Annotated in this window: 11 protein-coding genes; 7 read left to right on the forward strand and 4 right to left on the reverse strand. The window is 65.5% G+C overall.

Annotated elements, in window-relative coordinates; genetic code table 11:
• Positions 1-7 precede the first annotated feature (7 nt).
• The gene (locus VFK57_12890) at positions 8-1,369 is read left to right on the forward strand and encodes an acyclic terpene utilization AtuA family protein (GenBank protein HET7696602.1); all 1,362 of its coding nucleotides are present in this window, start codon (positions 8-10) and stop codon (positions 1,367-1,369) included.
• Entirely contained in the window at positions 1,369-1,695 is a 327-nt protein-coding gene (locus VFK57_12895) for a hypothetical protein (GenBank protein ID HET7696603.1), read from the forward strand. The genes VFK57_12890 and VFK57_12895 overlap by 1 nt, the downstream gene beginning before the upstream one ends.
• 58 nt (positions 1,696-1,753) lie before the next feature.
• On the opposite strand, the gene VFK57_12900 is transcribed toward VFK57_12895, so the two are convergent.
• From VFK57_12900 to VFK57_12910, 3 genes are all read right to left on the reverse strand, one after another.
• A complete protein-coding gene (locus VFK57_12900) occupies positions 1,754-2,524 on the reverse strand; it encodes a phytanoyl-CoA dioxygenase family protein (GenBank protein ID HET7696604.1) in 771 nt (256 codons plus the stop codon).
• A gap of 36 nt (positions 2,525-2,560) precedes the next feature.
• Positions 2,561-3,490, reverse strand: a complete 930-nt coding sequence (locus tag VFK57_12905; protein HET7696605.1) for an SAM-dependent methyltransferase — start codon at positions 3,488-3,490, stop codon at positions 2,561-2,563.
• Between the two features lie 196 nt (positions 3,491-3,686).
• Positions 3,687-4,250: a hypothetical protein gene (locus tag VFK57_12910; protein ID HET7696606.1), complete on the reverse strand. Its 564-nt coding sequence runs from the start codon at positions 4,248-4,250 to the stop codon at positions 3,687-3,689.
• A gap of 105 nt (positions 4,251-4,355) precedes the next feature.
• Between VFK57_12910 and VFK57_12915 the strand changes: the two genes are divergently transcribed.
• From VFK57_12915 to VFK57_12925, 3 genes are all read left to right on the forward strand, one after another.
• Positions 4,356-6,545 carry a winged helix-turn-helix domain-containing protein gene (locus tag VFK57_12915; protein ID HET7696607.1) on the forward strand — a complete coding sequence of 730 codons (2,190 nt, stop codon included), beginning with the start codon at positions 4,356-4,358 and terminating at the stop codon, positions 6,543-6,545.
• Positions 6,546-6,660: 115 nt separating this feature from the next.
• Entirely contained in the window at positions 6,661-7,002 is a 342-nt protein-coding gene (locus VFK57_12920) for a winged helix-turn-helix domain-containing protein (protein HET7696608.1), read from the forward strand.
• 141 nt (positions 7,003-7,143) lie between these two features.
• Positions 7,144-7,602, forward strand: coding sequence for an SgcJ/EcaC family oxidoreductase (locus VFK57_12925; GenBank protein ID HET7696609.1), 459 nt, complete (start codon positions 7,144-7,146; stop codon positions 7,600-7,602).
• Between the two features lie 103 nt (positions 7,603-7,705).
• Here VFK57_12925 and VFK57_12930 read toward each other — a convergent pair whose 3' ends face one another.
• Positions 7,706-8,467: a Crp/Fnr family transcriptional regulator gene (locus VFK57_12930; GenBank protein HET7696610.1), complete on the reverse strand. Its 762-nt coding sequence runs from the start codon at positions 8,465-8,467 to the stop codon at positions 7,706-7,708.
• 471 nt (positions 8,468-8,938) lie between these two features.
• On the opposite strand from VFK57_12930, the gene VFK57_12935 reads away from it, so the two are divergent.
• Complete coding sequence (locus VFK57_12935; GenBank protein HET7696611.1) at positions 8,939-9,631, forward strand: response regulator; 693 nt, start codon at positions 8,939-8,941, stop codon at positions 9,629-9,631.
• Positions 9,632-9,887: 256 nt separating this feature from the next.
• Positions 9,888-14,000: a chemotaxis protein CheB gene (locus VFK57_12940; protein HET7696612.1), complete on the forward strand. Its 4,113-nt coding sequence runs from the start codon at positions 9,888-9,890 to the stop codon at positions 13,998-14,000.
• The last annotated feature ends 29 nt before the right edge of the window (positions 14,001-14,029 follow it).

The following is a 14,029-nucleotide window of genomic DNA, read 5'->3' on the forward strand; positions in this document are numbered from 1 at the left end:
TTGAGGCGTGCGTCACCGACAGTCGCGCCGCCTGAGCGGCCGTCCGCTCCGCATCGGCTGCGGGGCCGGCTACTCGAACGACCGCGTCGAGCCCGCCGTCGAACTGGTCGAACGCGGCGACCTCGACTACCTCGTCTTCGAGTGCCTCGCCGAGCGCACGATCGCCCTGGCGCAGCAGGCGAAGGCGCGCGATCCGCAGGCCGGCTTCGATCCCCTTCTGCGCCAGCGCATGGAGGCCGTGCTCGCGGGGTGCCACGGGCGCGGCGTGACGCTCGTCACCAACATGGGAGCGGCGAATCCGCAGGCCGCCGCCGGCTGCGTGCGTGACGTGGCCAGACGAGCCGGTCTGACGGATCTGACCATCGCCGTCGTGACCGGCGACGACGTCACGGCGATGGTGGCCAACGGGCCATATCGCTCCATCGAGTTGGACGAACCATTCGATCCCGGTTCCGTGGTGTCGGCGAATGCGTATCTTGGAGCCGATCCCATCGTCGAAGCACTCCATCGAGGCGCCGACGTCGTCATCACCGGGCGGGTGGCCGATCCGTCGTTGTTCGTGGCACCGATTCTCACGGCGTTGGGGTGGGCCGGCGACGATTGGCCGCGCGTCGGGCTCGCAACGCTTGCCGGCCACCTGCTCGAATGCGCAGGGCAGGTGACCGGCGGCTACTTCGCCGACCCCGGAGTGAAGGACGTCCCGCACCTCGAACGCCTCGGGTTCCCGCTGGCCGAGATCACCGCGGAGGGCGGCATCGTCGTGACCAAGGTGTCCGGATCCGGCGGGCTGGTGAACACCGCCACGTGCACCGAGCAGCTGCTCTACGAGGTCCACGACCCGGCCGCGTATGTGACGCCTGACGTCGTGGCCGACTTCAGTGGCGTGACCGTGGAGGCGGACGGCGTGGACCGGGTTCGCGTGTCCGGCGCGGATGGACGCCCGAGGCCCGAGATGCTGAAGGTCTCCGTCGGGCAGCACGACGGGTGGATCGGCGAGGGGCAGATATCGTACGGCGGGCCGGGTGCCGTCGCACGCGCACGCCTGGCAGCGGAGATCGTCGCCGGACGCCTCGCCCTGGTGGGCCCGGTACCGATCGACGTTCGCTACGATCTGATTGGAGTCGACGCGCTTCACGGTGGCGTGAGCCGGCCGGTGGGCGAGCCGTACGAGGTCAGGCTTCGCGTCGCGGCCCGTGTTTCGACCGAGGCGGAGGCGTGGCGCGTGGCGCGTGAAGTCGAGTCGCTCTATACCAACGGACCCTTCGGCGGTGGCGGCGCGTCGACAACCGTGAAGCCGGTGCTGGCGATGCGCTCCACGCTCCTGCCGAGATCCGCAGTGGCGTGGCGGGTCGACTACGAGACGGTTTGATGAAGCTGAGAGACATCGCACACGGACGCGCCGGCGACAAGGGGGACACCTGCAACATTTCGGTGATCGCGTACGACCGGCGCGACTACCCCCGCCTGCAGCGCGAGGTCACCGCGGCGCGGGTTCGAGAGTGCTTCGACGGCATCGTCCTTGGAGAGATCGTGCGCTACGAACTGCCGCAGCTCGGCGCCCTGAACTTCGTCATGACGCGGGCGCTCGGTGGCGGGGTCACCCGGTCACTGGCGCTGGACGCGCATGGCAAGTCGCTGAGTTCCGCGCTGATGAACCTGGAGATCCCGGATCCTCCTGCTGATCCGGCGCCGTGAACCAGCATCCGATTGTGATTGGGTGCCCTGTCCGCTTCTTCTCGTCATGGCCGCGGTTTCATGGACGTGATTGTCCATCGAGTGCGGCGCGCACGGGCTCGAACTCGAGCAGGGGCTCCTGCACGACTTGACGCCAGCGCGCGCGATGATCGGTTCGCCTCAAGCGGAAATACAGGACCTCCCGCCGTACCTCACTGATGTTGCCGCCGATGTTGTGTCCGAGAAGGTAATGCGCGAACAGCACGTCGCCGGGCCGTGCTGTCACCTGCCTCGGTTGCCCGAGCTCGACTGGCGGATATGGCACGCACGACAGGAGCGCATCCGGCCCCTGATGCCGCAGGTAATCTGCAGCCGCCAGATGCGATCCAGGCCAGACCCACAGATTTCCTGCGTTCTCGCGGCTCTGGTCCGTCAGGAAGATACCAGCCAACATGGTGAATGTTCCCGGACGTCCATCCGGCTCTGGTGGCGTGAGACCGTCGATGTGGGGGCCGCCCGGCTCATGCGGCCACGGAGGAATATTCAGTGAGACCTGGACGTGATCGGGCCTCTCGAACGACGCCGGTGCGATCAATGACTCGGCGAGTGCCAGTGTGGCGCAGTCGAACAGCGGCCCCGCCAGATCGCGGGGCAGCTCGCCGACGACAAAGTCGAACAGAGGTCCACGATGGCCTGCGCGCGGCGGATCGTGCGCGGCACGATCGGCGATGGCCCGCCGGGCCGCGTCAATCAGGCCGGATGATACGACCTGAGATACGACGATGTAACCGTCTCGTGCGAACGCGCGGAGCTGTTGGGGGCTGATGTCGGGGATGACAGGCTCGGGCATGACAGACACTCCTGCTGAGCGCGTTGGAATCGTTCTTCACCGATCCACAAACTCCGAGCGCTTGACATTGCCCACGTCGGAACAATGCGATTCGGATCTTCGCGCCACGACGGCGCGATAGAACGAATATCCCTTCATCGCGCGCGCGGCATCGCCGAAATAGCGCGCTCGATACTCGTCGGCCGACAAGTCCTCGACCAAGGTGAAGCCACGTGCCAGGAGATATGCCGGCATCTCGGAGGGGTCGAACCCGCACGTCCACGGCTCACCGGCTTGCCGCACGCGCTCCAGAATTTCGGCCGCGCCGTCGCACTGCAAAGACCCATCAAGGATCCCGTGATGAACGTAGGTGAAAAACAGTTCGCTCTCTGCTGGCACCAACGCGGCAATCGCGCGCAGCGTGGCATTGACAGCGGCTTCCGTCAGGTAGTTTGTGACACCCTCCCATAGTACGAACGACCGAACGTTGATATCGAAGTCCGATCCTCGAAGCACATCGTCGACCGTCTGGCTGGTGAAATCGATTGGCGCGTGAGTAACCGCTCCCGACTGAACGTTCGCGCGGCTGATCAGGCGAATCTTGAGCGCCTGAGTCAGTGGATGATCAACCTCGAAGACATGAGCCGTGGCGATTCCAGGTATACGGTAGGCGCGGGCATCAAATCCGGCGCCGAGGATGAGTACTTGATGCACCCCGTTATTCAGCGCGTCGCGCAGCAGATCGTCGACCAATCGGGTGCGCGCAACGGCTGACGTCCGTGCTCCGGGCCATTTGCGATCGATGACGCGAACGATGTGACGATGGATCGGCTTCAGTCGGGCCAGTAGCAGCAGGAGACGTCCGGCCGGCCGAAGAAAGCGTTCGGCGTACGGATCAGCGAACAGCGGATCGCGCGACGACTCGAGCGTTTCGAGCGCCCGAAACAACGCCATGACTTCAGCCGTCTGGCTGCCGCGTCCCGTCATCTCGTGGATGGTAGACGACGCCGTTGTCGTGGCGCCGGACCTTCAGCACGACGTGCAGGCAGCAGAGCGACATCCGAGGAGTGCCGGGCCATGCTGAGGATTGTCCTCTCCATCCGCGTCACCGGCCGCCCTCGTCGAGCGGCCGGTGCCGCAGCGCCTGCGCGGCAGGAATATTGCGCCTGTCGCTGTTCTCGTCCTAACGAACCGTGCAGATCGTGCCGTGAACAGCGGTCAGGATGTGGCCGCTGCGGTTGAAACCACTCACGAACAGGAACCCCGTCGCTCCTTCGAATTCGCCGGTGCCGCTCACGATCCGCTGATACGCGTTGACGGGGCCGCCGTCGGGAGTCGAGACCGCCGATGGTTCCGAGAGGCCCATCTCGCGCATCGTGAGTGTGCCGGTCGCGGTGGTGTACTCGAAGTTGCCCACGTAGCTCCTGAAGGTGGGCGCGCCGCTCGGGAACAGGGCGCTCGCCTCTCCTTTGAAATACGTCGTGCCGCGCAAACCGTGATTGCCGTCCACCTCGCCGAGGAAGCAGGGCGCAGTGTCGCCTGGCTTGCAGATCTCCGATCGATTCTCGACGAGATCTGCGTGGACTGTCTTGCACTTTTGATCCGTGGGTTCCTGCGCCCTGGCGGTGACCGCCAGTCCGACGGCCGCCGCCAGCGCCAGGCAAAAATTCGTGCGTCGCATGTGTATCCTCCCCAACAAAGCCGCGGACGGGCCGCGGCGGAAACAGGCAGGAAACAAGCAGAACACGACCGCGGGATGCGGGCGATGATCGCTGCCTGACTTCTTCCTGACTTTTCGTGCGTGATGTCTTTGCACGAGAGGAAATGCCCCGCGGTCAGTACAATCGGCCCGATGCAGGAGCCCGATCCGCCGCGGACGCTGGCGTTTCATCCCAACACACGATCGGTCGTCTATTTCGGGCCGTTCCGGCTCGACCTTTCTGACGGTCTGTTGACGCAGGAGGGCGCCGACGTTCGGCTGCCGCCGCGCGCGTTGGCGATCCTGCAGCATCTCGTCGAGCGGTCCGGCCGCATCGTCTCCAAACAGTCGCTGATGGACGTCGCGTGGAAGGACGCGCACGTCAGCGAGACGTCGCTCACCGAGGCGATCGGCCTCATCCGCCAGGCGCTCGGCGACGATCCGCAGAAGCCCACCTTCATCCAGACGGTTCACCGGCGCGGATACCGCTTCGTCGCCACCATCGCCACCGAGCCGCCGCCGCCATCATCACTGCAACCGGAAGTTCTGCGCCCGCGCACCCCGATCGACGCCGCACAGGAATCGGTCCCGGCGACGATGGCGAGCGGCGCACGATCGCGCTGGATGATCGTCTCGAGTATTGGGACAGTAGCCGTACTGGTGGCGTTCACAGGTGTGTGGTCCTGGACCGCACGCCGGCCCTCTCAGCCCGGCCAGGCGATCCGCGTCAATGTCGCATTCCCTCTCGACCAAGCTCCCATTCCCAGCCTCAACGCGCATCCCATCGTCGCGCTCTCGCCTGACGGGCAGCGCCTGGTCTATGTGGGCGGCGGGTCGGCGAAGACTCGATTGTTCCTGCGAGAGATGAACCGGTTCGACGCCGTCCCGCTCCCCGGCACCGAGGGCGCGCATGGTCCGTTCTTCTCACCGGATGGCGCGTGGGTCGCGTTTTTCGCCGATGGCCAGCTCAAGAAAGTGAGGACCAGCGCCAGCGAGCGTGCCGCTCCACAGGTCTTGTGCGCGACGGAGCCAGGCGTCGGAGGGGCGTGGGTGTCGGCCGACGAGATCGTGTTCGTGCCGAATTGGCGAGGGCCGCTGATGCGCGTTCCCGCATCGGGCGGGCAACCGCTTGCCGTGACGCGCCCGGGCGTCACGTATCGCTGGCCCGATCGACTCGACAACGAAACGATCCTCGCCACCCGGTGGCGGTCGTCGACCGACGATGCGGCGGTCGTGGCGGTCTCGCTGGCCTCCGGCGCCGAACGCGTCGTCGCCGAGCCGGCGACGTTCGGGCGCTACGCACCGGATGGACACGTTCTCTTCGTACGTGACGGCGACCTGTATGCCGTGAGCATCGATGCTTCCGCAGCGCGGGCGATGGCAACGCCCACGCGTCTGATCCCAGCGGTGATGACGGGTACGACCGGCGCCGCGCAATTCACGATGTCGCCCAGCGGATCGCTGCTGTACATCGACGACATCCCAGAGCGCGGGCAACGGACGCTCGCGCGTCTCGACAGCCGTGGCGTCGCGACAGATCTTCCCGTTCCAGCGCATGATTTCCGCTATGTCTCCGCGTGCGGCAATCGACTGGCCGCCACGCTCTTTGCTCGAGGCCAGACCGAATTGTGGTGGGGCTCTCTCGATCGCGCGGCGATGACCCAGATCACCCGCGAGGGGGCCGCGTCCGAACCCGTGTGGTCCCCCGACTGCCGCACGATTGCGTTCTCGTGGAACCGCACCGGCGTGGCAACTATCTACATGGTGGCGGTCGAGTCGGGCGACGCGGCACGCGTCCTTTTCGAGAGTCCGCTGTCGAGCGCGCCTGGCTCGTGGTCGGCCGACGGACGCTGGCTCGCGTACACCGAACAGCATCCGGCAACGTCTGCCGATATCTGGCTGTGGGATCGATCGACCGGGCACCGCCGCCCCATCATCGCGACAGCCGGGCCGGATCTGCTTCCGGCCTTGTCACCGGACGGCAACTACGTCGCGTATGAATCCCGCGCGACCGGAGCGTTCGAGATCGAGGTCGCCAACGTCCAGACAGGGGCACGCACGCAGGTGTCGGTCGCGGGCGGGACCTGGCCGTCCTGGTCTGCGGACGGCCGCGAGTTGTTCTTCCTGGGCGGCACCACAATCAAGCGGGTCGCGGTTCAGCGGCAGAACGCTCACCTGGTCGTTAGTGATGCCGCGTCGTTCTTCACGAATCCCGACATCGTCTCGTTCAGGGGGAACGCCGACCAGTTCGTGTGGCTGAGGCGCACGGCCGGGATCGTCCCCGTCACGCGCTCGAACCTCGTGCTCAACTGGACGTCAGAGCTCAGTCGGAGCGTCCGCTGAGAATTTGCGGAAACCTGAGGGTTTCCGCTGGAAGTCTTGAGGACTCCAGACCCGCCTTGAGGGCATCCTGAGCGCACGCCGTGGAATCGGCCGCTGGCGTGGGAGACGTAATGGGATGGCGCTCTATCGGTTCGGATATCGATCCGACTTGTTGGAGTTCGACGCTTCGACTGGCGAAGTGGTCAGGGATGGGTTTTGCGTGCGACTGCGTCCGCAGCCCGCCCGGGCACTCGAACACCTGATGCTGCGACGCGGCTGTCTGGTCAGCCGCGCGGAGCTTCAGCAGGCTATCTGGACCGAGGACACGTTCGTCCACTTCGAATACGGCCTGAACTCCTGCATGAAGCAGATCAGGGCCGCCATCGGCGATCAGCGAGCGGCGCCGCGCTATATCGAGACTCTTGTGAAGCGCGGGTTCCGCTTCATCGCGCCGGTGACGACGGTGTCGCCGGACTGAAGTGACTGACGCCGCGGGCCACTGAACGAGTTGTCGGGAGCCGGGAGGTCGCCGCTGACCGGAGTACGATTCCCCGCGGCGAGTGAGCATGGCTGTGCGCGAAGAGCAGGAGGATCAGTGGGACCGACGAAAAGCAACAACATGACGACCGTGATCGCGGCCTACCAACGTCTTCTCGACGCGTGGAACAGGCGGCGCGCCGACGAATTCGCGGCACTCTTCGCGGCGGATGGCAACGCCGTCGGCTTCGATGGCTCGCCCATGAATGGACGGGCGGAGATTTCCTCCACGCTCGCGTCGATCTTCGCGCACCATCAAACGGCCTCGTATGTGGCGAAGGTGCGCGAGGTTCGGCTGCTTCGGCCGGACGTCGCGCTGCTCCGGTCCGTTGTCGGGATGGTGCCGTCCGGGCAGTCAGCGCTCAATCCGGCGGTGAACGCGATCCAGAGCGTCCTCTTCGTCGACAAGGACGGCACATGGCAGGTCGTTCTGCTGCACAACACGCCAGCGGCGTATCACGGCCGTCCAGAGATGGTCGAACAGCTCACCGCAGAGTTGACGGAGGTGGTCCGAAGCGGTCGGGTGGTGTGGAATGACTGACGTCTCTGATCTTGGGTTTCAGGACCAGCTCGGTGTCACTTCGGGATGAGCTGGTGTGTGGTGACGTTGCGCGATCGTTGAAATGGACGGCGCTGACCTGTCGTCAGCGTTCACTGCGACGCCGCGCGCCGCGGGAGCCGTTCGGGCCGGTCCGCGTGCTCGACGGAGGCCCGTTCGCGGAGCGCGATATCGTCTCGAAACATTCGCACGAGAACCTCCGAAGCTTCTTGGAATTGCGAATCGTCAGCACGCCGCGTCGATAGTCGATCGTGCCGTTCTTCCGAAGGGTTGCCGCGGACTCACTCACGACCGGTCTCGGTGCCCCCACCATCTGTGCGACGAACTCGTGCGTCAGCTCGAATCGATTCGTGTCCGCTCGTTCAGCCGTCAAGAGAAGCCAGCGCGCCAAACGCTGGACGGACGTATGGAACCGATTGCACAGTGCGGACTGCGCCAGCTGGTGCATCATGCGTTGGGAGTAGTCCATCAGCAGGTCGTGCAGCGCACTGCACGAGAAGATGTGCTCGCGAATCAGGTCGTTCGAAGCGCGGTAGGCCAACCCCGGCAGCTGGACGACGAGACCGTACGGCAGCGGCTGGTTGCCAAGCGCATCGGCGATACCCGCGACACCCTCCTTGCCGATGAGTGCGACCTCGACGGAGTTCCCGTTGCGAGCGGCCGCGACCAGCGACACGATCCCGGATTCGACGAAGTACACCGACTCGGACGCGACGCGTGGACCGCCCAGCACCGCGCCACGCTGCAGCGCGAACGGTTCCATCTGCTCGAGAAGCTGGCCAAGAACGATACGGTCGGCCCTCGCCAGTTCCATCAGTACCCGGTTTGTCGCACGCGTGGTCGTCAACGCGCCTCCGTCTGGTGGCCTCTGCAAGATCGGTCGCATCGAGGCACAGCCGTAACGACCCAGTCTGTCCAGCTTCCACAGAACGTGTAGTTTTCATACAGATCGTCCGTATCTAACTGCCCCGCTGGGATTTGCGAGCCGCGTGCTACTCTCCGGTCGTCGTAGTGGCGCGAGGTCGCGCGCGGGTTTCGGAGGTTCTCGTGCTGGTGCGTCTCACACGGAAACTCGCAGAATGGATCAGCAGAATGGATCAACGGAATTGATCTGCGGAATCGCGCGGTCGGCGACGTCGTGGATCTCCCCGATCGCGACGCGCTCGGCCTCATCGCCGAAGGGTGGGCAGGGTCGGTCGAACATGCGACCGCAGCTGGCGATGTGGTGCCGGCAGACGTAGTCCCACCGTCCGACGGTCGTCGCCGCATTCCATCCCCCAGGGATACCCCTATGCCTCACGCGTTTGACATGTCAGGGTTGGCAGATCTGATCGCCGGGCTGGGAAAGCTTGCGGAGCACGCGCGGGAGCACGAGCAGCGATTGACGGAGTTGATCAGCGCCGCCGAAGCCGCGGTCCTGAGTCAGATTGCTGTTGCATCCCCGGATCCTGTTGCCGATGGAACAACTGCAGCGAATGCCGCGGCGGCGGCGGGGATCGCGCCCGCCGGCCCGGTCCTCACGGTCCATGCCCTGTGCGCGGCGGCGCGGGAGCATCGACGGATGCTGCACCAGTTGATCGCGAAATTCGACGGCAGTACCGAGGGTAACGGAACGCCAGATGCCACGCACCGCGTGCTTGTGGTCGACGACTCCGACGACAGTCGCGAACTCGCGGCGGCAATTCTCGATGCCTATGGCCTCCGCGTGAGGACAGCCAACAACGGACTCGAGGCCATCATCGCGGCACACTGCACCTCGCCTTCGGCGATTGTGATGGACATCAACATGCCGGTCCTGAACGGCATTGAGGCCGCCCGATTGCTCAAGGCGAGTCCGGTGACACGGACGATCGAAGTGTTCGCGTACACGGCGAATGCCGGGTTCTACGATGGGCCACTCAGCGAGCTCTTCACCGATGTGCTGACCAAGCCTGTGAGGCCCGACGAGATCGCACACCTGGTCCTTCAAGCGGTCAGCCGCCGGTCCGGCGATCCGCAGGGCCCAGCCTGACGCCCCCGGTCCCCGAAGACGACCTTTTCGTCACGGTCTGACCCTGGGCGGCGCTGCCCCGTCGCCGTCATCGTGCGTCGCGCCATTCCGTCAGATTTTCACTAACTGTGTGGCCGTCCTACAGATATAGCGGTTGACCGCGTTCGCGCATTTGATGGCCCTCCGTGTCGGCGAACCTCATGCGGGCATACGGTTTGCTCGCCGGCACTCAGAGACCACACTTTCCCGGGGGGCGTCCGCGATGTCAGATGAGGCGATGCACGGTAGCGAAGAGATGGTGGGACCGGCGTCCGTAGTGACCGAGACGTCGGGCGGCGCCCCCCGATTCGTCGTCGGGATCGGCGCGTCCGCTGGCGGCCTCGATCCGCTCGTCCGCTTCTTCGACAACCTGCCGAAAGCGACAGGGATGGCGTTCGTCATCGTTCAGCACCTGTCCCCTGACTTCAAAAGTCTGATGGACGAACTGCTGGCCCGGCACACGTTGCTGCCGATCCACCTCGTGGAGGACGGCATGCGTGTGGAGGCTGACCACGTCTATCTGATCCCCGCGAAGAAGGAGATGATCATCTCCGGTGGTCGCCTGCTCCTGAGCGAGCGGGATCGGCAGCAGGAGCTGACGCTGCCGATCGACATGTTCTTCCGATCGCTCGCGCAGGACCGCGGGTCGGAGGCCGTCGCGATCGTGTTCTCCGGTGGCGGCAGCGACGGCTCGCGCGGTGTGCGCCACGTCCGCGAAGCGGGCGGACTGGTCATCGCGCAGGATCTCGAGAGCGCGCAATTCGACGGCATGCCCCGATCGACCATTGACACGGGGGTGGTCCACCATACGCTGCCGCCGGAGGACATGCCGCGGGTGCTGCTCGATCATGCGCGGCAGCATTCCGCGGCCGTGCCGGAGGTTCCCGAGCAGGAGCCGCCGCCGCCGCGCGGCGTCGACGGATTGTATCGGGTCCTCGAAACCGAGTTCGGCATCGACTTCAATCACTACAAGCCGAGCACGGTCACCAGACGGATCGAGCGGCGGCTGGCGCTCGCGCACTCGCAGAACATCGACGAATACCTGGCGCGTCTGCGTTCGGAGCGCGACGAACTCGACGCGCTGTACCGGGATCTACTGATCGGTGTGACCCGGTTCTTTCGCGATCCGGACGCGTTCGATCTCCTGGAACAGCGGATCCTTCCGGATCTCTTGACGCGAGAGCCCCGCACGACGCCCGTGCGTCTGTGGGTCGCCGGGTGTGCCACCGGCGAAGAAGCCTATTCGCTCGCCATCGTGCTGCAGGACCTGATGGCCATCCACGGCGAACGGCCGGTCAAGATCTTCGCCACCGACGTGCACCGGGGCTCGCTCGAGCGGGCGGCGATCGCCGCGTACGAGGAGGACGCCGTCTCGAACGTCTCGCCGGAGCGGCTGTCCCGCTATTTCATTCAGAGCGGCAATACCTACCAGGTGGTGCCCGAGCTGCGCCAGATGATCGTCTTCGCGCAGCACAACGTCATCAGCGACGCGCCGTTTACGAGGCTCGATCTCGTCACCTGCCGGAACCTGCTCATCTACCTGCAGCCGTCCGTGCAGCAGCGCATCCTCTCGCTGTTCCACTTCGCACTGACTCAGGGCGGCGTGCTCGTGCTCGGTCCGTCGGAAACCCTCGGACCGGTGGCCGACGGGTTCGACATCGTCGACAAACACTGGCAGGTGTACCGGAAGGCCGGGGAAGTGCGAACGCCGGTCGATATACGGAAGCGACCGACCATGTCGATGGACAGTCGCTCGGTTGTGCCCGTTCTGCCGGCCGCCAGGCACTCGCTCGGACAGTTGCTCTCGGTGTACGACGCGCTGCTGGAAGAAACGATGCCGCCGAGCCTGATCGTCAGCGATCGCGGCGAGCTGGTGCACGTCCTGGGCGGCGCGGCACGGTTTCTTCGGGTGCGCGACGGGCGGCAGAGTCTCGACGTCCAGGATCTGGTCGAGGCCGACCTGAAGATGATCCTGGCCGGCGGGATCAAACGCGCCTTGGCAGAGCGCGCCCCCGTCATCTTCAACGGCGTCCGCGCCCATGCCGACGACGAGATCTATCGCGTCACCATCCGGCCGATTGCGGCGCGTTCGACGAGCATGCGCCACCTCGTCGTCTCGTTCGAATCGTACGAGCCGATGGCTCGGCCCGCCCCTGCGGCTCCGATTCAAATCGACGTCGAGCACGTCTCACAGCAGCAGCTCGCGGCACTCGAAGCCGAACTCGGGACGACGAAGGAAAGCCTGCAGGCGGCGATCGAACAGCACGAGGCGGCCAACGAGGAGCTGCAGGCGTCGAACGAAGAGCTGCAGTCCGCGAACGAAGAGCTTCAGAGCACGAACGAGGAGCTCCAAAGCGTGAACGAGGAGCTCTACACGGTCAACGCCGAGTACCAGAAGAAGATCGCCGAGCTGACCGAGGTGACCAACGACCTCGACAACCTCCTGGCCAGCACTGAGATCGGAACCATCTTTCTCGACGGCCAGCTGCGCATTCGGAAGTTCACGCCCCAGGTCGCGGAAACGTTCGGCCTGCTCCCGCATGACATCGGCCGTTCCATCGAGACGTTCGCGCACAAGATGCACTACCCCGACCTGGTGACGGATCTCAGGCGCGTGGTCACGACCGCACGGCCGATCGAGCGCGATCTCTTCGATCCCCACGGCAAGTCCTTCTTCCTGCGCCTGCTGCCGTACCGGGCGAAGGGCGTCGCCGACGGGGTGGTGCTCACGCTGATCGATGTGAGCGGGCTCAAGGCCGCCGAGGACGCGCTGTTCCACGAGCGCTACCTGCTGAACAGCCTGCTGCGCAGCGTCCCCGACGCGATCTACTTCAAGGACGTCCGCGGGCGCTTCATCCGGTTCAACCACGCCATGGCGACCCGTCTCGGCGTCGCCAATCCGGCAGATGCCATCGGCAAGACGGCCTTCGACCTCACCGATCAGCAGACGGCGATGGCACTGCACCGCGAGGACGAGGCCGTGCTCCGGTCCGGCGACCCCCTGCACTACCGGCTCGAAGCGCGGACGACCGCCGACGGCAGCGAAGCCTGGGACATGGTCTCACGGCTTCCGCTGGTCGATCGCGACAACGCAATTGTCGGCGTGATTGCCATCTTCCGTGACGTCACGGAACAAGTGCGGGCACGAGTCAAGATCGACGAGGAAGTGCGCCGCCGCGACCAGTTCCTGGCGATGCTGTCGCACGAGCTCCGCAACCCGCTCGGGGCAGTCGTCACCGCCACCTCGATGCTCAAGAGTGCCGCGCCCGAGAGCGGCGTCCAGCAGAAGACGGTCAGCGTGCTGGAGCGGCAGTCGCGTCAGATGGCACGTCTGCTCGACGATCTGCTGGAGGTGAGCCGCGTCACACAGAACAAGATCGAGCTGCGCCGGCGCGTCGTCGATCTGCGCCTGATCGCGGCGGAAGCGGCCGACGCCGTTCGGCCGCACATGGAGGACAAAGGCGTGCACTTCACCGTGGATCTCGATCCCGAGCCGGTGTGGGTCCATGGCGACGCCGCCCGTCTGCAACAGATTCAGATGAACTTGCTCAACAACTCCGCAAAATACACACCCCGCGGCGGCGACGTCTCGCTGAAGGTGCGACGTGAGATGAGCGGCGCCGTGATCCGGGTGAAGGACAACGGCGTCGGGATCTCGCGTCAGATGCTCGACTCCATATTCGACCTCTTTGTCCAGGCGCGACACACGCTGGATCGTTCGAACGGCGGACTGGGCGTGGGCCTCACGCTCGTGCGGGCGCTCGTCGAGATGCACGGTGGGACCGTCGCGGCTCACAGCGATGGCGACGGCACCGGCAGTGAGTTTACCGTGCGGCTGCCGTTGAGCACTCTGTCCGAGCCCGCACGGCCCCAGGACCCCGTGTCCTCATCGGCCGTCCCGGCAGGGATCACCGTGCTCGTCGTTGAGGACAGTGCCGACAGCCGCGAGATGCTCTGCGCCATGTTGACGCAGGAAGGCTTCGCCTGCCATGGTGCGGCGGATGGCTTGGGGGCTCTGCGGCTGATCGACCAGGTGTCCCCGGATGTCGTGCTCCTCGACGTGGGCCTTCCGGGCATCGACGGGCTCGAAGTCGCCCGGCGCATTCGAGCGAATTCGCGGCATGCCGGTGTCCCTCTCGTCGCGCTCACCGGATACGGCCAAACCGGCGATCGCGCCGCCACCAGCGAAGCGGGATTCGATCACCACCTGGTCAAACCCGTGCAACCCGAGGAGCTCGTCACGCTGCTGACGAGCCTCGTCGCGACAGGCGCCCGCAATCGGACACCCGGCGCGAGCGTCGAAGCAGTGGCGCCGGAGACTGCGGCGTCTCCTGATGCAGGCATCGCGTAGCACGTCGTCCTCGCGGATGCCCCATGCGC

This window comes from Vicinamibacterales bacterium, from assembly GCA_035699745.1.
Taxonomy (GTDB): domain Bacteria; phylum Acidobacteriota; class Vicinamibacteria; order Vicinamibacterales; family 2-12-FULL-66-21; genus JAICSD01.